An 18,821-nucleotide genomic window follows, 5' to 3' on the forward strand; every position below is an offset into this window, starting at 1 on the left:
AGTGAAGGAAATGGAGTTTCGGGAACCGACGATCGCAGACTGCGATCAAATCGAAGCGTATCGGCAAGCCTTCGAGAAGAATCAAGAAGTCATCCATGGTGGGGCAGGACTTGTAGAAAGTCCGACAGCCAAAGACTGGCTAGAGGGATTGGTGGATTTTAAAACAGCAGAAACGGTACCAGAAGGATTCGTTCCCGCCCGTACCTATCTGGCTATCCAAGATCAAAAAGTGGTCGGTCTCTTGAATCTGCGTCTGACACTTAATGCGTATTTGCGCCAAATTGGCGGACACATCGGGTATTCAGTGCACCCAGACCATCGAAAGCAAGGCATCGGCTCGGCAATGTTGGCACAGTCATTGGTAAAGGCCAAACAATTTGGCTTGAACAACGTGTTAGTAACCTGTGAAGAAGCCAATCGCGCCTCCGCCAAAGTCATTGAAAACAACGGTGGTAAATTGACAGAAAAAGTCATTGATCCTGAAGATGGCGCTATAATCTGTCATTATTGGATCGATCTGACTTAAAATGAATCCTTCCTTAAATGAAAACGTGCGTCCTAAAGGCTAGCGCAATGCTGACTTTAGGACGCACGTTCTTATTTATTTGACTAAAACCAATTTTTTTAATGGATCGATACCAAATTCTTCTTCTTGACGCAATAAGATTTGGGCACATGCCCGACTATCTTCTAGTGCATCATGGTGGTTTAGTAAAGGAATCTGTAATTGCTCACAAACCGTGTTTAATTTGTGGTTCGTAAATTCTGGATACAGCTTGCGGCTCGTTCGCACCGTGCATAAGGAAAGATAATTTGGTTGTGACAACCCATAATAATCAAGACATCCCGCCAAAACTCCAGTATCAAAACCAGCGTTATGCGCAACGATCAAACTGTTCAGTTGATAATATTGTTGGATTTGTTTCCATACGTCAGGAAACTTAGGCGCTTCTTTTACATCTTCTGGCCGGATGCCATGAATTTGAATGTTTTTCCAAAAAAATTCCGTTTCCGGTTGGATCAATGTGTAATATTCGCCCACGATTTTGCTATCTTGTACCATGACTAGTGCAAGGGAACAGGCACTATGCTTTTGATAATTTGCTGTTTCAAAGTCCATTGCGATAAAATTCATCAGACTCACCTCATTGCCATTCTAGCACAAAATCAAAGAATGAAAAGCGAACAAACGTTAAGAAAAACTGAAGTTTTCTTACGGTTAGTTGAGATCCAGTTCCACCGGACAATGGTCACTGCCAATGATATCTGTATGGATCTTGGCGTCTAGCAAGCGCTCATTTAAGTCATCCGAAACGACAAAGTAATCGATGCGCCAGCCAGCATTGTTTTTGCGAGCGTTGAAACGGTAGCTCCACCAAGAATAAATACCTTCTGCATCTGGATAGAAATAGCGGAACGTATCGGTAAAGCCAGCAGCCAAAAGAGTCGAAAACTTTTCCCGTTCTTCAGGTGTAAACCCAGCACTTTTTTGATTGGTTTTCCAATTTTTGATGTCGATATTTTTATGGGCAACATTCAAATCACCGCAGAGAATCACTGGCTTTTGTTGTTTCAATTCAGTCAAGTAAGCCAAAAAGGCATCTTCCCAAGTCATGCGATAATCCAAGCGGCGCAATTCATTTTGGGAATTCGGTGTGTAGCAAGTAATCAAGAAAAATTCAGGATACTCCAGCGTGATGACGCGACCTTCCGTATCATGTTCTTCGATTCCTAATCCATAACAGACCGATAGTGCAGGTTCTTTTGCGAAAATTGCTGTGCCAGAATAGCCTTTCTTCTCCGCATAATTCCAGTATTGATGATAGCCTGGTAAATCCAATTCGATCTGACCTTCTTGCAGCTTTGTTTCTTGTAAACAAAAGAAATCAGCATCGAGGGCTTCAAACACTTCAGAAAAATTTTTTTTAACGATGGCCCGTAAACCATTCACATTCCAAGAAATAAATTTCATTGAGACTCCTCCTTGTTTTCCACTACGCCTCCCATTTTACCTAAAAAAGCCAGAAGCGCAAAGCAAGTGAGCGGAATGAGGAAAACAAGGAGGAAGAATGAGGATTAAATTTGGATGCTAGAGAAAATTCGTTTGTAGTACGGAAAAGGAACGATGGCTCCTTACGTTTACTTCCATTTTATGATACAGTCATTTTGAAAAGGGGGCAGTTTCATGACGATCAAAGCGCAAGTTTCAGCGAAAATGACTTCGAAAAATCAAATAACTATTCCAAAAAGTGTGCGGCAAATACTAGGCTTAAAAGAGAATCACTGGGTAATTTTTGAATTTACCCCAGAAGGTGAGATCAAGGTAAGAGGCGAAAAAGCAGCACCTTCTTTTGAAGATTTTTGGAAACAAGAATTAGCGATCATAGAAGAAATGGGAAAATTTGACACAGGTGAGATGTTTTTTGAAAAAGATTTAGGTGAGGAGAACATTGAATGGTAAGGCAAGGAGATATTCTTTTATTGACTTAAATCCCACCAAAGGAAATGAAATGGCAAAAAAAGACCGTGTGTAGTGGTTAGTAATGATTATTATAACAAGAGTTTCAATACCATCTTAGTGATGCCACTCAGTAGCTCAAATAAATATGTAGAAGAAAAATTTGCTCGATCGAATGCGTTTCAAACAGTTACCGAAACACAATAAAGTAAAGTTCAAGGGACGATTCTTTGTCAGCATATTTGCAGTGTGGACTTCTTGCATCGCAGCAACTTAGAAGTAGTCGATAAAGTCACTACCGTGATGAAAGAACGATTATCTGAAATAACAAAACACTTTTTTTGAAGCTTACTCTTTATTAATCAGGTCATTCGACCATTAAGCTTTTCTTTGATTCACCAGAGGTAGCAACTTTTCCTTGAACATGCTAAAATAAGTGAGATGTTTATTGTGAAAGGAAACCTTCTCGTGAATAAAGACTTGATGATTGCGCAATTCCCTGAAATTGCCTTATTAAAAGATGAACCCTTATTGAACTATACGTATACAAAAACTGGTGGACCGGCAGACATTTTGGCTTTTCCCAAAACAGCAGATGAAGCCAAACAGCTGCTTGATTATTGCCGAGAACAAGCGATTCCTTGGATCGTCTTAGGAAATGCCAGCAACTTGATCGTCCGTGATGGTGGTATTCGCGGCGTGGTGATCATGCTATCAGAAATGAACCAAATCGTGGTGGACGGCACTTCTTTGATCGTCGATGCTGGAGCAAAGTTGATCGATACCACCTATGTCGCTTTGCATGAATCGTTGACTGGTTTTGAATTTGCCTGCGGGATTCCTGGCAGTGTCGGCGGTGCCGTCTTTATGAATGCTGGCGCCTATGATGGCGAAATCCAAGATGTCTTTGCGTCCTGCGACGTTTTGCTGGCTAATGGTCAAATCGTGACTTATACCAAGGAAGAAATGGAATTTGCTTATCGTCATAGCAAATTACAAGAGCAAAAGATGATCATTTTAAGCAGTCGCTTTGATTTAGCAAAAGGCGATCAAGAGCAAATTAAAAAGCGGATGGATGAACTGACAGAATTGCGGCAATTGAAGCAACCGCTAGAATACCCCTCTTGTGGGAGTGTCTTTAAACGTCCAGTCGGTCATTTTACCGGCAAGCTGATCCAAGATGCAGGCTTACAAGGATTGAAATGGGGCGGAGCCCAAATTTCGGAAAAACATGCGGGCTTTATCGTGAATGTCGATCAAGCCACTGCAACGGATTACGTTGAACTGATCGCTCATATCCAACAAGTCATCAAAGAAACCTTTGATGTCACCTTAGAAACAGAAGTCCGAATCATCGGCGAAGAATAGAATAGCAAAAAGATTGTCCTGAGGGGCAGTCTTTTTTTTATGAGAGCTGATAAAAAAGAGCTTAGGTTTGTAAGCTTTCTCAGTCTTCGGTACAATAAACGAAAAGGAGTGAGCAGGATGAAAAAGTGGGGACGCGTCATTTTGTTTGTTGGGTTCGCCTTTCTTTTCGGCGGTTGTACGAAATTACCGCAAGAACAGTTTGCCGAACAGTTGACGAATCAGCAAGCAGCGAATGCTGGTGAATTCCAAGCGACGATCGATACCTTTGAGATGGGCAGCAGCAGCGAATACGGTCGAGAAGCCGATAGGTATGCCTCCATGTTGATGTCACAGTTAGTCGGTTCGTCATTTAAAGGGGACTTCGTCCAGGACAAAGAAACCAAAGCGATTTTACTCAATCTGGCAGTCGCTTTTGGGGGGCAGGAGCTGCCGATCAAGCTGATCGTCGATCCAGAAAAACAAGAAGCGTATGTGTCAGCTGAAATCTATGAAACACTGCAAGGGTATATCAGCGCATTTGGTAGTGACAGTTATGGGACAAAACCAGACGCTGCGGAATATGAAGGCAAATACCTGCGCATCGATCAAGAAACCTTAGATTCTTACTTTGGCGAAGGAACTTTTGCAGAGGACGGCGAGGGGACAACCGAAGCAGAAAAAGAACCTGAAAACCTCTTTACCATGAACAGTCTTTTTCATAATGAGACATTTGCAGACTATCTGAAAACCTTTGAACCGGATGCTTTCAAAAGAGATGGAGATACGATCAGCCACACGTTTACCAAAGAAGAATTGGCAGATTATGCAGATTATTCCCAAGAACACGGCGCCGATCAAAAGCAAGTCGCCGAATTAGAAACGATGTTGGAAGAAGTCGAGCAGTTTGACTTAACCATGACCGTCAATACGAAAACAAATCAGCAGAAAATGGCTTTTCACTTCGTGCAAGCGGATGAGCTGCAAACCACTATCGGAGCCACGGTGACTTTTACAGGGAAGAAAAGTGATACTGCTGTTGCAATCCCTACAGCGGAAGAATTGATTGACCCAGAAGAATTGTTTTCTCCCTATGATTATGGTTGGGATGACAGCTATGACGATGGGTATGAAAATGATTATGATGATGAGTACTGGGATAGCTATGATGAAACCGATGATTGGTCTTCTTATATGCTGACGGATGAGGAGTTTGAAGAACTGCTGCTGCAAATCAAGCAAGAGCTGCCTTATTTGACCCAAGCAGATATCGATGATTATCTGACATTTTATGAAGAGTATTTGACCCAAGAGCAGTATCAAGAGCTTGTCGAAGCACTCCAAGTGACACAAAGTTTATAAGACACTCAAAAGGGAAGCGACCGCCTAAGTTAGCCAAAAAGCTAACTTTGGGCGGTCGCTATTTTTTTAGATACGATTTTTTTTGCGGTTCATGACTAAGCGCAAAAGGACGGTTCCAACTGCCATCGTGGCGATTCCCGCTACAATGGCTTCAGGTACACCTTGGGCGAAGATTACACCCAAAATCGCTGCATAGACAGCATTGCCAGCTTTCCCCACAACCTCCGCATATTCTTGCTGGAACAAGAAGTAGATCAAGTTCATTACCAGGATCGTATTCGTCAAGCCTCCAGCAACACCAGCAATCAGTAGCGAAAGACTTTGCTGTTTGTTTTTCCAGATTTTTTGACAGCCTTTGTACACAAAGTAAGGAACGACACCAATCAAAATACGAGGAATCAACGCTACGAGGATCGCTTTCCAGCTTCCTTGATCACTCCCATAAATCGGTACGAAAGGGGAGAAGACAAAAGAAAGCGGGGTGATGATCCAGGTCGAACGCACCATACTGATGATCCCAAAGGCGCCGCCTAAAAAGCCGCCGATCCGAGGGCCCAATACAATAGAAGCGATGATCACAGGAATATGCATCGTTGTCGCATTGATTGGTCCTAAGGGAATAAACCCAAGAAAGGGAACCGATGCTAAAAGAATCAAGATTCCCAAAAAGAAAGCTGTTAAGACAAGTTCAAAAGTTGATATTTTTTTCATTGTTAGACACTCCGTACTTCCAAAGCAGTCAATGCTTTTTCGAGAATCGTTTCTGTTGCTGCTAATGCGCCTCTGCCGAAATCACCGCAAGCCAGTAACGCTTCACGGGGTTCAATCTCTTGGAAGCCGACTTCTTTCAAAATCCCCAAATTTCTTTGAACAATCGGGTTTTCGTACATGACGGTATTCATGGCTGGCGCAATCAAGCGGGGAACGGATAACGGCAACGCTAAGGCAACTGTTGAGATCAAATCATCGGCTATCCCATGCGCCAGCTTGCCAATACTGTTGGCACTGGCTGGGGCGAGCAAGAAAAGATCGGCTTGTTTGGCTAGTTCAATATGATTGATCCGATCTGGTTGACGTTCTTGCATAACATCGACATGGATCGGGCGTTTGGATAATGACTGTAACGTCAAAGGCGTAATAAATTGTGTGCTGTTTTGAGTCATTAAGACATCCACTGCATAGCCCTTTTTGGTTAATTCATTGGTTAGGTCGGCTGCTTTGTATGCAGAGATACTGCCGCTGACGCCAAGCAGAACGTGTTTTTGTTTCATGTTTTTTTCTCCTTTTCTAAAAAACATCTAGCTAAGCACGCAGGTCATTGCGTAATGTGTCAACGATCAAGGTTGCGATCTCAGCTTTTGTGCGGCCAGTCCCGATTTGTCCTTCTTGTGTCAAAAGGTGTCCGACATGCTGGTTTCCAGAAATTTGCGTCAAGTCGTTGGCCAACACATAATCCGCTTGGCTAGCTAGCAGACTTTTTCGTGCGACCGCAAACAACTCGACTTCCGCTACGTCTACTAATAATTTGAATCCGACTAATAAGGTTGTCGGCTGTAATGCTTTGATGGTTTGGATCACTTTTGGGGTTTTCTTCAACACTAAAAACAAATGATCAGTATTGGAAGAAACTTTGCCTGCCGTTGATTCAGATTGTGAGAGCACGTGTGCCATCAATGCCGGAGTGACCTGGTTGTCATAAGCTGGTAGGGCATCGTTGATTGCTTCATAAAACGCTGCTTCTGAAAAATGAGCAGCAGGGGTGAAATCACTGACTGCCATACTGTGGATCACAGCAGCATACGAATGGGTCGTCAATAAATCGGTCAACTGCGTCAACAAGTCCGTGGTCCCTTCAATGAAATGACAGGTAACGCGTGGATCGGTCGGCGGTTGTTTGGCAGTTTTCGTCGTAACGTAATCGATGGCCACCTCAGGGTATTGCAGCCATTCCTTGGCAATGGCTTGACCAAGTGAGCCCGTGGAATGATTCGTGATTGCACGGACATCATCGATTTTTTCAGAAGTACCGCCAGCCGTAATCAAAATTCTCATTGCGCTTGTGACACCTCAACGATCGTCCGTCCTTGGTGCGTACCAGCTAATAAAGCTGCCAATGTTTCTGGCAAGTCTTCCAAAGTGATGGCTTTCGTGTAAAGCTGATCGATCACATTCCACTCACCCGCTAATTTCTCCCATAATGCCGAGCGGATCTCATGGGAAACATTGACCGAATCGATCCCAATTACGCGAATCCCACGCAAAATAAATGGTAAGACAGTCGTTTCGATTTTGATTCCACCAGCATTGCCGCATAAGAAGGCACCGCCCCCATACGCGATTTGCGGAAGCACTGCCGCAAGCAATGGACCGCCAACTGTATCGATGACCGCTGCAAACGTTTGTTTTGCTAATGGTTTGACCTTTTCTGGTACCACGTCATCAGGACTGACGATTTTCGCTGCGCCTAGGTCCAACAACCATTGCGCATCGTTTTTCCGAGATAGCGCCACTATATTTGTATAGCCCAGTTTTTTCAATAAAGCAATGCTGACACTGCCGACGCCACCGCTAGCGCCTGTCACCAAAATAGCAGCGTCTTTTGCTAAGTGCAGCTGTTCTAATTCTTGCACCGCTAAAGCTGCTGTGAACCCAGCAGTGCCATAGGTCATACTGTCTTTTGCTGAAAAACCAGCAGAACGTTTCACGAGCCACTCGGCTGGGACCCGTTGAAATTGACTGTAACCGCCTGGGTGAGAAACCCCTAAGCCATAACCTGTCACTAAGACTTGGTCGCCTGGGGCAAAATCAGCAGACTGACTGTCCACGACTTCCCCTGCTAAATCGATTCCCGGGGTCATCGGATACGTGCGGATCACGCCGCCATTTTCTTTTGCTGCCAAGGCATCTTTGTAATTGACATCTGAGTAATCAACACGGACAAGCACATCGCCTGCTGGCAGCTCGTCAAGGGTTGCAGTTGTGAGTGAAGCAGTAAAATTTGGTTCATTCATGACACGAAAGGTAGAGAAATTCGTCATTTCAGACACTCCTTTGATGGTTTGTACTCATAATACCATAAGTTTTATTTTTTTAACCAGTGAAGCAAGAAAAGGCAGGTCTTCTTATCAAAAAATCAGCAAAAACAGATCATTATTAAATCTACCTTTTCTTCGTTAAAATAGAAGTTGTTCTTTTAAACCTTTAAAAAGCGAAAATGCCGGGACCACCAATCGTTTCCTTTATAACACAAGCGTTTAGCGTCACTCCTTTTTTTGATCAGGGAGAAAAGAATTCAAAAAAATGAAGAAAAAAGGCTTGTGTTTTTTGCAATTATTTGTATACTAGAAAAAGTGAAATTAAACATGAAGTTTACTTATAGCAAACTTTTTTATTTGAAGTTGTGTCAATCAAAGGGGGAATGAACATGGAGATTGGCGAGAAGCTGCGCAATTTGCGCGTTCAAAAGAATTTGACCCAAGAAGAATTAGGCGAGCGGACCGATTTGACGAAAGGCTATATCTCACAGTTGGAACGTGATTTGAGTTCGCCTTCTATGGAAACTTTTTTTACGATCTTAGAAGTTTTAGGCGTGACACCAGAGGAATTTTTCCGAGAAGAAAATGCGCAGCATCAAGTGGTTTATCGCGAAGAAGACAGCACGCTTTATTATGATGAAGAAAATGGCTATGAATTGAAGTGGCTGATTCCCGATTCCAATGAAAAAGAAATGGAGCCAGTCTTGCTGACCTTTGATAAAGCGGGCGAATACAAGACCTTTGAACCATCGTTAGCAGAAACATTTATCTATGTCTTAGAGGGCAGTGTGGCCTTGACACTAGGAGAAACGCAGTACAAGGCTCGTAAAGGCCAATCGATTTATTATCAGGCGACTGAGCCGCATCAATTAAAAAATATTGCGGGCAAAAAAAGCCGTGTGCTTGTAGTCGTGACAGATTCTTATTTATAGTACAGGAGGAAAGAGTGTGGGAAAAACAATAATTTCATTCAACAATGTGGTGAAGCGATTTGATGATGATGAAACAGTTTTGAAAAAAGTGAGTTTTGATATTGAAGAAGGTCGCTTTTATACATTGTTAGGTCCTTCAGGTTGTGGAAAAACAACCATCTTACGCATCATTGCGGGTTTTTCGGACGCAACAGAAGGCGACGTTTATTTTGATGGACAAAGAATCAATGACGTTCCTGCCAATCAACGGCAAGTGAATACTGTCTTTCAAGATTACGCCTTATTCCCACATATGAACGTTTTTGAAAATGTGGCATTTGGTCTGCGAATCAAAAAATTACCAAAAGATGAAGTGAATAAAAAAGTCTTAGAAGCGTTGCGGCTAGTACAACTTCCTGGTTATGAGAATCGTGAAATCAGCGAAATGTCTGGAGGTCAACGCCAACGGGTCGCAATCGCACGAGCGATCGTCAATGAACCCAAAGTATTGCTCCTGGATGAACCATTGTCCGCATTGGATTTGAAATTGCGAACCGACATGCAATACGAGCTGCGGGAATTGCAGCAGCGACTAGGCATCACCTTTATTTTTGTCACCCATGACCAAGAAGAAGCGTTGGCGATGAGTGATGAGATTTTCGTTATGAATAAAGGGAAGATCGTCCAAAGCGGCACACCGGTGGATATTTACGATGAACCAATCAACCATTTTGTGGCGGATTTTGTCGGTGAAAGCAACATCGTCACAGGTACGATGATCGAAGACAACTTAGTGGAATTTGTCGGCAAGCAATTTGAATGTGTCGATGGCGGGATGCGGCCGAATGAAGCCGTTGAGATCGTGATCCGTCCAGAAGATTTGAATTTGACGACGGCGGAAAAAGGCAAGCTGGTCGTTGAAGTAGACACGCAATTGTTCCGAGGCGTGCATTACGAAATCATTTGTTACGATGAACAAGGCAACGAATGGATGGTTCACTCTACAAGAAAAGCCACTGAAGGAAGCAAGATCGGTCTTTCCTTTGAACCAGAAGATATCCACGTCATGCGTTTCAATGAGTCCGAAGAAGATTTTGATGCTCGTTTAGAGAGCTACGAAGATTAGGAGGGAAAGCTAATGACGAAAATGCGTCGTTTTTATGCGATACCTTATGTCTTTTGGTTATTGCTATTTGTTATTGCACCAGTCTTATTGATCATCTACCAATCCTTTTTTGATATGAACGGCAACTTTTCGCTGGTCAATTATCAAAGCTACTTAGGTTCTGGCAAATATTTGATCATGACTTTAAACTCGGTTTGGTATGCCTTTTTGATCACCGTGATTACCTTAGTGATCAGCTACCCGACAGCGTATTTCTTAACTAAGCTGCGTCACAAAGATTTGTGGCTGCTGTTGATCATCTTACCAACGTGGGTCAACTTATTGTTAAAAGCCTATGCGTTTATTGGGATTTTCGGCATTCATGGCAGTGTCAACAACTTCCTAGAAATCATGGGTGTTGGACCAAAGCAGATTTTGTTTACCGACTTTAGCTTTTTGACGGTTGCCGTCTATATCGAACTGCCCTTTATGATTATGCCGATTTTTAATGCCTTAGAAGAAATGAATCCCTCTTTGATCAGTGCCAGTCGCGATTTAGGGGCAAACAGCTATGATACGTTTCGACGAGTGATTTTCCCTCTGTCGTTAAACGGTGTGAAAAGCGGCGTCCAAGCCGTCTTCATTCCGTCGCTCTCCCTCTTCATGTTGACCCGTTTGATTGGGGGCAATCGCGTAATCACGCTTGGTACGGCGATCGAGCAGCACTTTCTCGTTACCCAAAACTGGGGCATGGGTTCGACCATCGGCGTCATTTTGATCATCGCTATGTTCCTCGTGATGCTGTTTACGGGAGAAAAGAAAAAAGGAGGGCAACGTAAATGAAAAAATTTCGCTGGTCGAATCTTTATCTGATCGTCGTCTTTATTCTTTTGTACGTGCCGATCTTTTATTTGATTTTCTATTCCTTCAATGAAGGAGGCACCATGAATGCTTTTACGGGTTTCACTTTTGAACATTACCAATCCGTCTTTCAAGATACCCGCTTGATGATCATCGTGTTGAACACCTTTATGCTGGCATTTTTATCAGCATTACTGGCAACGATCATCGGCACATTTGGTGCGATGGGCATCTACTATACCCGTAAACGCCGAACGAGAACGGCATTGTTGAGTTTGAATAATATTTTGTTGGTTTCACCAGATGTCATCATTGGTGCCAGCTTCTTGATTTTCTTTACGATGATCGGCAACTTGTTCCGTGGGTTTAGCTTAGGCTTTTTCAGCGTATTGCTTTCGCATATCGCCTTTAGTATCCCGATCGTGGTGTTGATGGTCTTGCCGAAACTGCAAGAGATGAACGATTCAATGATCGATGCTGCCCGTGATTTAGGCGCGAATAATTTTCAAGTCATTAAAAATATCATTTTGCCTTTCTTGACACCGGGCATCATCGCCGGCTATTTCATGGCCTTTACTTATTCACTCGATGATTTTGCCGTGACATTCTTTGTGACAGGCAATGGCTTTAGTACCTTATCGGTAGAGATCTATTCTAGAGCACGTCAAGGAATCAGTTTAGAAATCAATGCATTAAGTACACTTGTCTTCTTATTCTCCATGATCCTGGTGGTAGGCTATTACTTTATCAGTAAAGAAAACGGCGCGAAGAAATTGCGTAAAAACCGCCGTGTGGAGGTGGCAAATCTGCGATGAAACGACTACAATCTCTGATTATCGGTATTGTTGCGATCGTCCTGATCTTGCTCTTTGGTGTCCGTGAATTGGAACGCTCCTCTGGTATGGCAGGCGCTGAGGTCGTCAACATCTACAACTGGGGCGACTACATCGACCCTGATTTGATCAGTAAGTTTGAAGAAGAGACAGGCTACAAAGTCAATTATGAAACCTTTGACTCAAATGAAGCGATGTTCACGAAGATCCAACAAGGCGGTACGTCCTATGACATCGCCATACCGAGTGAATACATGATTGAGAAAATGATGGAACAAAATCTTTTAAAACCATTGGATCACAGTAAAATCAAAGGGTTAGACAATATCGACCCTCGCTTTTTGGACCTGAGTTTTGATCCTGGCAATCAATATTCCATCCCTTATTTCTGGGGAACACTGGGGATCGTCTATAACGATAAATTCTTTGATGAAGGTGAGATCACCCAATGGGACGATCTTTGGAAACCCGAATTAGCAAATAGCATCATGCTGATCGATGGCGCGCGTGAAGTGATGGGATTAGGTTTGGACAGCTTAGGCTATTCTCTTAACAGCAAAGACGATGATCAGCTGCAAGAGGCATTCAATAAGCTACGGATCATGACCCCAAACATCAAAGCCATCGTCGCAGATGAAATCAAGATGTACATGGCAAATGAAGAAGCATCGGTTGCGGTCACATTTTCTGGGGAAGCAGCCGACATGATGTACGAAAACGAGCACATTCATTACGTGATCCCTTCGGAAGGCTCCAACCTGTGGTTCGATAATATGGTCATTCCTAAGACCTCACAAAACGAAGCCGGTGCTTACGCCTTCTTGAACTTTATGCTAGAACCCGAGAACGCTGCACAAAACGCAGAATACATCGGCTATTCCACACCTAACCAAGAAGCCATGGCATTACTGCCTGACGAGATCACCGAAGACGAACAATTCTATCCATCCGATGAATTAATGGAACACCTCGAAGTCTATGAAAACTTAGGTGCTGAGTATCTGGGCATCTATAATGATTTGTTCTTGGAATTGAAGATGTATAGGAGATAATGGCAAAACTCAGTAAGAATGGGGACTTATCAACGTTCTAAAGAGCTAAAAATCGTCCTTTTTCTATCTGAGTTTTCCAATCTTCTACCAAAAGCGGATGAAACGCCGCTTTTTTTGTGTTATTTTATTTTTTCTACCACGTTTTTCTACCAGAGAAAAGTGGACAAAACCATTGTAAAATAGGGCCCGAGACGGGCTAGTAAATCTAAGATTGAAAAAGTTACAGAAGGATAAAGTAATTGGAAACTATGCAAATATACTTAACCCTTCTGTAATCTATTAATAAAACTAATATATGAATCCAGTTCAATATTTGTAGCTATGAAAAAACATAAAAATCATATTAGATAAAAACTAAATTGGTAGATAAATTATTTTGTCAGATATCTGAGGCAAATATTCGACTATTTGTGTTTCAAAGTAAAAATTGGAATACAAATATAGAATAGACATATTGCAGCCGATAGTTTATTATGCTTTTAGACACATTAAACTGGAGGAAAAAATGAAAAAGAGCGCTAAAGATCGAGTTTTTGATGAGCTGATACGACTAACAGGGAATATGTCTTCTGTCACTGCCGAGAAAATTTCGAAGAATCTAGGTATCTCTCGTCAGAATGCCAGCCATTATTTGACGAGATTAGTGGAAGATAAAAAGGTCGAGAAATTACCGGGAAAGCCTGTTTTGTGGAAGCCTTTAGATGAATATGCGGTTGTAGATAATACGGAGCAAATAAACGAAGCCTTTCATTCTGTAGTTGGTCATGACGGAAGTCTGAGAGAGGTCATTCAAAAATGTATAGCCGCTGTCAAATATCCGCCTAACGGACTCAGTGTATTAATAAATGGAGCCACGGGTGTTGGAAAAAGTTTTTTAGCCACAAAAATTTTTGAATACGCTATCCATGAGCAAATTATTGAAAAAGATGCACCATTTGCTATCTTAAACTGTGCCGATTATGCGGACAATCCCGAACTGCTTTCGGCAACACTGTTTGGATACAAGAAGGGGGCCTTTACGGGGGCTGAAAAGGATACCGATGGTTTATTGGCAACGGCCAACAACGGCTATCTTTTTCTCGATGAGGTCCATCGCCTATCGAAAGAAAATCAAGAAAAGCTCTTTCTATTTATTGATACTGGAAACTATCGTCCAGTCGGTGAAAATGTAAATTGGCATTCTGCTAAGGTTCGTTTTATTTTCGCCACGACGGAAAAAGGTGAAAATTATTTATTAGACACCTTTGATCGGCGTATTCAAATTAGTGTTATGTTGCCAACTTTTGAAGATCGCCCCATTCGAGAACGATTAGAGCTGATTCAATTATTTTTTCAAAATGAAGCGGATGTTTTACAAAAAGATATTATTGTTTCAAGAGAAGCCTTGTCTTTAATGTTATCTCATCCCTTTAGTGGGAATATTGGTAAGCTGAAGAATATCATTAAAATCAGTTGTGCGGATGTGTATAGTCGAACACAAGAAGAACCATTAACGATTGGGAAAAATGAGATCTTGATTCAGTTAAATATGCTGGAATCCGAAGTAGAAAGCTTGCCGATTGCTAGTTTATTGATAAAGAAAAATCAAAAGATAAAAACGGATCGAATCAAACCGTTTGATTATGATTCGATTTTGGAAAAAATTACTCAGCTGATAAATGAAGGTAATTTCAATGAAAATTTTTCTTCGATAAAGAATGAAGTACAGCATTTGGTGCATCACATTGATAAGGATTCTTTTTTATCAATGAGTAGAAAATTGATGATTCAGATGTTTAGAAAGGTCTGGGTATCCGTTTTAGGAAAAACGTACGGATTGACGACGAGTGGACCTGTTGCAGAAATTATTAGCAGATCCTATGTCATTTCCCCAAGCTATAAGACAGACTTAACCGGGATAAATCGTACATTAGCTGCAAATCTACCTCGGACGACTTACTTATGTAATCAGTTCTTGGAGCATTTACCACCGCTCTCAGAAAAGGACGAGAACTTTCTAAGACTGCTTATTGTCGTGACTTTATCTGATTATGTAGATGAATCCATCGAGCTGAAGGGCCTGTTGCTTGCTCACGGAGATAGTACGGCTAGCAGCATTCAAGCAGTAGTGAATCAATTATGCGGCAATTATGTTTTTGAAGCGTTGGATATGCCAGTAGAGAGTAATGTGTCAGAGATTGTCGAATCGACAAGGAATTTCGTGAAACGGCAAGTGAATACAGATAGTCTAGTGCTGATCGTAGATATGGGCTCTTTAAATCAAATTTACACACAGATCAAGAACGATTTAAAAGGGGAGTTACTTCTTCTGAATAATTTGACGACTTCCATTGCACTTGATATTGGCTTGAAGATGACGATGAATGCGCCATTTAAACAGATTGCGGAGGATGCAGCAGACAAGTATTCAATCAATGTTCAATACTTTGAAGGCTTTTCTCAAAGTAGCAACATTATCATTTCCTGTATGTCGGGTTTGGGGATTTCGGACAAATTGAAAGATGTTTTTCGTCATCATTTATCGGATGAATCCATCGAAGTTTTCACGAAGGACTACAGAGAACTACGTGAATTAATCGACCAAAATGATGAAACTTATTTTGACAAGACAAAATTGGTCATCACGACTTCGGATCTTCCACGTTCCTTTTCAATTCCTAATATTAATGTTTATGACATCTTAGACGGTGATGGAGCAGCCAATTTGGAGCATATTTTGAGTCCTGAAATGAAGCCGGCAGAATTTAACCGCTTGATTCAGGAGCTAGTAAAATTCTTTTCGTTGGAAGGAATTGCGGACCGTTTGAACTTTCTGAACCCAACGATCGTGATGAGTGAAGTGGAAACAGTCATTTCTAAATATGAAAATTACTATCATTTCACTTTAAATGGCCGTGTAAAACTAAATCTCTATATGCATACGGCATTGATGATGGAACGTTTATTCTTGGCTCGGACAGAAAAATCTGAAGAACCGAATTATGATTTGAAACCAGATGAAGATGAATTTTATTATGTTTCTAGAAGTATTTTTCAATCAATGGAGATGAAATATAATTTTAAAGTCAATGCTTATGAGCTTTCGCTGCTCTATGAATTATTAGGACCGTATATTCAAAAATAAAGTGTCTAAAAAAGTGTCTAATCTGTTTTTTTTAGGTTAGACACTTTTTTTAATGTGAATTAACGTGATTAAACCAATGTTTTTAAAAGTTGGCACAGGAATTGCTTATATAAAAGTGAACAGAAAGAAAGGAATTAACCATATGAAGAAAATTCTAATAGCGACTCACGGTCACTTAGCTTCAGGCTTTCTTAGCAGTATTCAATTACTGACGGGGAAGGTTCAAGAGATTACGGTGATTAATGCTTATGTGGATGAGTGTGATTTTGAACAGGAGTTGAATGTATTTGTAAACCAGGTGAACGAGCAGGATCAGATTTTTGTTTTTACCGATTTATTTGGCGGAAGTGTCAATCAGAAGATTACCAAAACATTTTTGGAGAAAGAGATTGCTGTAACTATTTTGTCTGGCTTTAATCTGCCAATTCTGCTCGAAATAGTATTGGCAACCAAGGAATTAACAAAGGAGGATATTCAGGAACTGGTAAATAAATGCCAACAGGAATTAAAGATGACCATTCTTGATGAGGTACATGTAGTAAATGAAGAGGAAGATTTTTTTTAGGAGGAAGAAAAATGATTAAAGCAGTGCGAATTGATGAACGATTAATTCATGGACAAGTAGCGATGACTTGGACAAAGAGTCTAAATTTAACCGGGTTAGTAGTAGCAAGCGATGAGGCGGCTACCAACGATATTCAAAAGATGACATTGAAGATGGCTGCACCATCGAATGTCAAAGTCATTATTAAAACAGTTGATGACGCGATTCATTTGTTAAAAGATCCGCGGGCGAAGGACATGCGCTTGATGGTTTTAGTCCCTAATGTCAAAGATGCGGTAAAAGTTGCGAAAGCTTTCCCAACGGAAATCGAATTAATGAACGTGGGGAATGCTGGGAAAATGACACCGCCATCGGAAGATAAGAAAACCTTATCAAAGGAAGTGATGTTAACGACGTCAGAAATTCAAGACTTAAAAGAATTAGTTGAACTTTATCCAGATACCGTTTTTCAGCCTACACCGGCGATGGAAAAACGTTCAGCTATCTCTATTTTGAGTGATTTTTAGAAAAAGGAAGGAGAAAAATTATGTATGATGCATTTGTAGTCGCTTTGGCCGTTTTTATTGGAGTTGCTGGACATGAAATGTTCGGGATGTCCATGCTGAGTCGTCCGATTGTTGTTGCTCCGTTAGCAGGAGCGTTGATGGGGGATTTGCAGACGGGGTTGATTGTCGGGGCGTCACTAGAAGCCATCTTTATGGGTGTCGTCAATATCGGAATCTCTAGTACGGCGGAGCCTTCTTTGGCTGCTGGGCTGGCTACAGCGTTCGCAATCAAAATGGGAGGAAACGTGGATGCGATTATTCCCATTGTCTTTCCACTAGCAGTATTAGGATTACAGTTGATGAATATGATTTTTTCTTTTGTATGTGGACCGATGGCTGCTAAATTTTTCAAATTTGCAAAATCTGGTGATCAAAAAGGAATCATCAATCTGCACTTCTTTATGTGGTTTGTCCACTATGCGCTTTATGCTCTTATTCCATTCTTTGCCGTTTTATTTGGAGCAGATGTTGTCAAAAGCGTCTTGGATAATATTCCAGAGGTCATCATGAACGGATTAACAGTCGCTGGAAATCTGCTGCCGGCAGTTGGGATGGCGATGCTGTTACGGATGCTTTGGAGTAAAAATATTGCTGTGTGGTTTTTCTTTGGGGCCGTTGTTATGGCGTATCTCGAGTTACCATTGATTGCAATTGCCGCAGTTGGAACGATTATTGCAATTGTTATAGCCCAAAGAGATCTACAACTAAAAAATATATCTGTTCATGCAGTTCAAAGCGATGCTGCTGTAAATGCAACGCTTGACCAAGAAGAGGAGGATTTCTTTCAATGAAATTTGCTGATGGAATTTCTAAAGATGAGAAAAAATTGGTTCGGAAGATGTTTTGGCGCTCGATGACCATGTATGCTTCGGTGAATCCGGTGACGATGGGCGGCGGTGGTTTCGCCTATTCTATGATGCCCTTCATTAATCATTTCTACAAAAGTGAAGAAGAGCGAGCTGCGGCGCTGGAACGTCATACACAGTATTTTTCGACGACCATTCCTTGCGCGTCCTTTGTCATGGGGATTGCGGCATCGATGGAGAAGGAAAATTCTGAAAAAGCTGGTTTTGACGTGGAAAGTATCAACGCGATCAAAACGAGTTTGATGGGACCATTGGCTGGAATTGGCGATTCATTGTTCTGGGGAGTTTGGCGTGTCGTTACCGCGGGACTAGCGATCAACTTAGCCAATGCCGGAAATATTTTGGCACCAATTATCTTTTTAGTTATGTTCAATATACCTAATTACTTGATGCGATACTATGGCGGCGTTTTAGGCTATTCATTAGGCTCTAAATATATTGAAAAGCTGTATGCGAACGGGTTAATTGAAATTCTGACAAAAGCTGCTAGTATCTTGGGTCTGATCATGGTAGGTGCAATGACGATCAGTGTGGTCAAATTCAATACCGTTTTGAGCTTTTCAATGAAGGGCGAAGAACTAATGAATGTCCAAGAAATCCTCGATAGTATTTTTAAAGGAATTGTACCGTTATTGGTAACATTGGGCTGTTTCAAATTACTAGATAAAAAAGTCGGCGTCATCAAAATTATTTTTGGAATGGTCGTCTTGGGAATTTTATTGTCATTACTTGGAATCGCATAGTAGGAAGCTGCAGCTAC

General features: G+C 41.6%; 21 protein-coding genes. 15 read left to right on the forward strand and 6 right to left on the reverse strand.

The annotated features are described in order from the left end of the window. Positions 1-10 precede the first annotated feature (10 nt). Entirely contained in the window at positions 11-526 is a 516-nt protein-coding gene (locus IGJ05_RS12395; RefSeq protein ID WP_010749887.1) for a GNAT family N-acetyltransferase, read from the forward strand. A 75-nt stretch (positions 527-601) separates the two neighbouring features. Here the strand turns inward: IGJ05_RS12395 and IGJ05_RS12400 are convergent, their stop codons facing one another. Both IGJ05_RS12400 and IGJ05_RS12405 read right to left on the reverse strand, forming a co-directional pair. Further along, positions 602-1,135 carry a 3'-5' exonuclease gene (locus IGJ05_RS12400; protein ID WP_086291842.1) on the reverse strand — a complete coding sequence of 178 codons (534 nt, stop codon included), beginning with the start codon at positions 1,133-1,135 and terminating at the stop codon, positions 602-604. Positions 1,136-1,219: 84 nt separating this feature from the next. Beyond that, positions 1,220-1,972 carry an exodeoxyribonuclease III gene (locus IGJ05_RS12405; RefSeq protein WP_010749885.1) on the reverse strand — a complete coding sequence of 251 codons (753 nt, stop codon included), beginning with the start codon at positions 1,970-1,972 and terminating at the stop codon, positions 1,220-1,222. A gap of 213 nt (positions 1,973-2,185) precedes the next feature. Between IGJ05_RS12405 and IGJ05_RS12410 the strand changes: the two genes are divergently transcribed. The 4 genes from IGJ05_RS12410 to IGJ05_RS12425 all read left to right on the forward strand — a co-directional run bounded on the left by IGJ05_RS12410 (position 2,186) and on the right by IGJ05_RS12425 (position 5,164). After that, on the forward strand, positions 2,186-2,461 hold the full coding sequence (locus tag IGJ05_RS12410) for an AbrB/MazE/SpoVT family DNA-binding domain-containing protein (RefSeq protein ID WP_010749884.1): 276 nt from the start codon (positions 2,186-2,188) through the stop codon (positions 2,459-2,461). 72 nt (positions 2,462-2,533) lie between these two features. Further along, a complete protein-coding gene (locus tag IGJ05_RS12415; RefSeq protein ID WP_266167207.1) occupies positions 2,534-2,665 on the forward strand; it encodes a hypothetical protein in 132 nt (43 codons plus the stop codon). Positions 2,666-2,941: 276 nt separating this feature from the next. Further along, the gene (gene murB, locus IGJ05_RS12420; RefSeq protein WP_371875350.1) at positions 2,942-3,826 is read left to right on the forward strand and encodes a UDP-N-acetylmuramate dehydrogenase; all 885 of its coding nucleotides are present in this window, start codon (positions 2,942-2,944) and stop codon (positions 3,824-3,826) included. 117 nt (positions 3,827-3,943) lie between these two features. Further along, positions 3,944-5,164: a hypothetical protein gene (locus IGJ05_RS12425; protein ID WP_266167208.1), complete on the forward strand. Its 1,221-nt coding sequence runs from the start codon at positions 3,944-3,946 to the stop codon at positions 5,162-5,164. A gap of 66 nt (positions 5,165-5,230) precedes the next feature. On the opposite strand, the gene IGJ05_RS12430 is transcribed toward IGJ05_RS12425, so the two are convergent. Genes IGJ05_RS12430 through IGJ05_RS12445 form a run of 4 tightly spaced genes read right to left on the reverse strand, consistent with a single transcriptional unit; the run spans position 5,231 to position 8,202 of the window. Continuing rightward, entirely contained in the window at positions 5,231-5,875 is a 645-nt protein-coding gene (locus IGJ05_RS12430) for an ECF transporter S component (protein ID WP_005228527.1), read from the reverse strand. Positions 5,876-5,877: 2 nt separating this feature from the next. Further along, positions 5,878-6,435 carry a phosphopantothenoylcysteine decarboxylase gene (gene coaC / locus IGJ05_RS12435; protein WP_005228528.1) on the reverse strand — a complete coding sequence of 186 codons (558 nt, stop codon included), beginning with the start codon at positions 6,433-6,435 and terminating at the stop codon, positions 5,878-5,880. 31 nt (positions 6,436-6,466) lie between these two features. Beyond that, on the reverse strand, positions 6,467-7,216 hold the full coding sequence (gene coaB, locus IGJ05_RS12440) for a phosphopantothenate--cysteine ligase (RefSeq protein WP_266167209.1): 750 nt from the start codon (positions 7,214-7,216) through the stop codon (positions 6,467-6,469). Further along, entirely contained in the window at positions 7,213-8,202 is a 990-nt protein-coding gene (locus tag IGJ05_RS12445; RefSeq protein ID WP_142973339.1) for an acrylyl-CoA reductase family protein, read from the reverse strand. Before IGJ05_RS12445 ends, coaB begins: the two co-directional genes overlap by 4 nt. A 386-nt stretch (positions 8,203-8,588) precedes the next feature. Here IGJ05_RS12445 and IGJ05_RS12450 point away from each other — a divergent pair, with 386 nt between their 5' ends. The 10 genes from IGJ05_RS12450 to IGJ05_RS12495 all read left to right on the forward strand — a co-directional run bounded on the left by IGJ05_RS12450 (position 8,589) and on the right by IGJ05_RS12495 (position 18,804). Next, complete coding sequence (locus IGJ05_RS12450; protein WP_015510239.1) at positions 8,589-9,131, forward strand: helix-turn-helix domain-containing protein; 543 nt, start codon at positions 8,589-8,591, stop codon at positions 9,129-9,131. 16 nt (positions 9,132-9,147) lie between these two features. Continuing rightward, positions 9,148-10,236, forward strand: coding sequence for an ABC transporter ATP-binding protein (locus IGJ05_RS12455; RefSeq protein WP_005228533.1), 1,089 nt, complete (start codon positions 9,148-9,150; stop codon positions 10,234-10,236). A 12-nt stretch (positions 10,237-10,248) separates the two neighbouring features. Continuing rightward, a complete protein-coding gene (locus tag IGJ05_RS12460; protein ID WP_010749878.1) occupies positions 10,249-11,058 on the forward strand; it encodes an ABC transporter permease in 810 nt (269 codons plus the stop codon). Continuing rightward, positions 11,055-11,891: an ABC transporter permease gene (locus IGJ05_RS12465; RefSeq protein WP_005228535.1), complete on the forward strand. Its 837-nt coding sequence runs from the start codon at positions 11,055-11,057 to the stop codon at positions 11,889-11,891. The genes IGJ05_RS12460 and IGJ05_RS12465 overlap by 4 nt, the downstream gene beginning before the upstream one ends. Then, positions 11,888-12,961, forward strand: coding sequence for an ABC transporter substrate-binding protein (locus IGJ05_RS12470; RefSeq protein ID WP_266167210.1), 1,074 nt, complete (start codon positions 11,888-11,890; stop codon positions 12,959-12,961). Before IGJ05_RS12465 ends, IGJ05_RS12470 begins: the two co-directional genes overlap by 4 nt. A gap of 427 nt (positions 12,962-13,388) precedes the next feature. Beyond that, on the forward strand, positions 13,389-16,085 hold the full coding sequence (locus IGJ05_RS12475; RefSeq protein WP_002304269.1) for a sigma 54-interacting transcriptional regulator: 2,697 nt from the start codon (positions 13,389-13,391) through the stop codon (positions 16,083-16,085). 64 nt (positions 16,086-16,149) lie between these two features. After that, a complete protein-coding gene (locus tag IGJ05_RS12480) occupies positions 16,150-16,650 on the forward strand; it encodes a PTS sugar transporter subunit IIA (RefSeq protein WP_256664972.1) in 501 nt (166 codons plus the stop codon). A gap of 11 nt (positions 16,651-16,661) precedes the next feature. Next, positions 16,662-17,156 carry a PTS sugar transporter subunit IIB gene (locus IGJ05_RS12485; protein WP_002287026.1) on the forward strand — a complete coding sequence of 165 codons (495 nt, stop codon included), beginning with the start codon at positions 16,662-16,664 and terminating at the stop codon, positions 17,154-17,156. Positions 17,157-17,176: 20 nt separating this feature from the next. Beyond that, on the forward strand, positions 17,177-17,986 hold the full coding sequence (locus IGJ05_RS12490) for a PTS sugar transporter subunit IIC (protein WP_002287024.1): 810 nt from the start codon (positions 17,177-17,179) through the stop codon (positions 17,984-17,986). After that, entirely contained in the window at positions 17,983-18,804 is an 822-nt protein-coding gene (locus tag IGJ05_RS12495) for a PTS system mannose/fructose/sorbose family transporter subunit IID (protein ID WP_438725262.1), read from the forward strand. Before IGJ05_RS12490 ends, IGJ05_RS12495 begins: the two co-directional genes overlap by 4 nt. The last annotated feature ends 17 nt before the right edge of the window (positions 18,805-18,821 follow it).

The sequence above is a fragment of the Enterococcus sp. AZ167 genome (genome assembly GCF_051714025.1).
GTDB lineage: Bacteria > Bacillota > Bacilli > Lactobacillales > Enterococcaceae > Enterococcus_D > Enterococcus_D casseliflavus.

Bases quoted from the DNA above. Each gene is read 5' to 3' on its own strand.
- IGJ05_RS12400 (WP_086291842.1), bottom strand. From the start codon at position 1,135: ATGAATTTTATCGCAATGGACTTTGAAACAGCAAATTATCAAAAGCAT.
- IGJ05_RS12495 (WP_438725262.1), top strand. From the start codon at position 17,983: ATGAAATTTGCTGATGGAATTTCTAAAGATGAGAAAAAATTGGTTCGG.
- murB (WP_371875350.1), top strand. From the start codon at position 2,942: ATGATTGCGCAATTCCCTGAAATTGCCTTATTAAAAGATGAACCCTTA.
- IGJ05_RS12470 (WP_266167210.1), top strand. From the start codon at position 11,888: ATGAAACGACTACAATCTCTGATTATCGGTATTGTTGCGATCGTCCTG.
- coaB (WP_266167209.1), bottom strand. From the start codon at position 7,216: ATGAGAATTTTGATTACGGCTGGCGGTACTTCTGAAAAAATCGATGAT.
- IGJ05_RS12405 (WP_010749885.1), bottom strand. From the start codon at position 1,972: ATGAAATTTATTTCTTGGAATGTGAATGGTTTACGGGCCATCGTTAAA.
- IGJ05_RS12460 (WP_010749878.1), top strand. From the start codon at position 10,249: ATGACGAAAATGCGTCGTTTTTATGCGATACCTTATGTCTTTTGGTTA.
- IGJ05_RS12410 (WP_010749884.1), top strand. From the start codon at position 2,186: ATGACGATCAAAGCGCAAGTTTCAGCGAAAATGACTTCGAAAAATCAA.
- IGJ05_RS12430 (WP_005228527.1), bottom strand. From the start codon at position 5,875: ATGAAAAAAATATCAACTTTTGAACTTGTCTTAACAGCTTTCTTTTTG.
- IGJ05_RS12490 (WP_002287024.1), top strand. From the start codon at position 17,177: ATGTATGATGCATTTGTAGTCGCTTTGGCCGTTTTTATTGGAGTTGCT.
- IGJ05_RS12450 (WP_015510239.1), top strand. From the start codon at position 8,589: ATGGAGATTGGCGAGAAGCTGCGCAATTTGCGCGTTCAAAAGAATTTG.
- IGJ05_RS12425 (WP_266167208.1), top strand. From the start codon at position 3,944: ATGAAAAAGTGGGGACGCGTCATTTTGTTTGTTGGGTTCGCCTTTCTT.
- IGJ05_RS12465 (WP_005228535.1), top strand. From the start codon at position 11,055: ATGAAAAAATTTCGCTGGTCGAATCTTTATCTGATCGTCGTCTTTATT.
- IGJ05_RS12445 (WP_142973339.1), bottom strand. From the start codon at position 8,202: ATGACGAATTTCTCTACCTTTCGTGTCATGAATGAACCAAATTTTACT.
- IGJ05_RS12485 (WP_002287026.1), top strand. From the start codon at position 16,662: ATGATTAAAGCAGTGCGAATTGATGAACGATTAATTCATGGACAAGTA.
- coaC (WP_005228528.1), bottom strand. From the start codon at position 6,435: ATGAAACAAAAACACGTTCTGCTTGGCGTCAGCGGCAGTATCTCTGCA.
- IGJ05_RS12395 (WP_010749887.1), top strand. From the start codon at position 11: ATGGAGTTTCGGGAACCGACGATCGCAGACTGCGATCAAATCGAAGCG.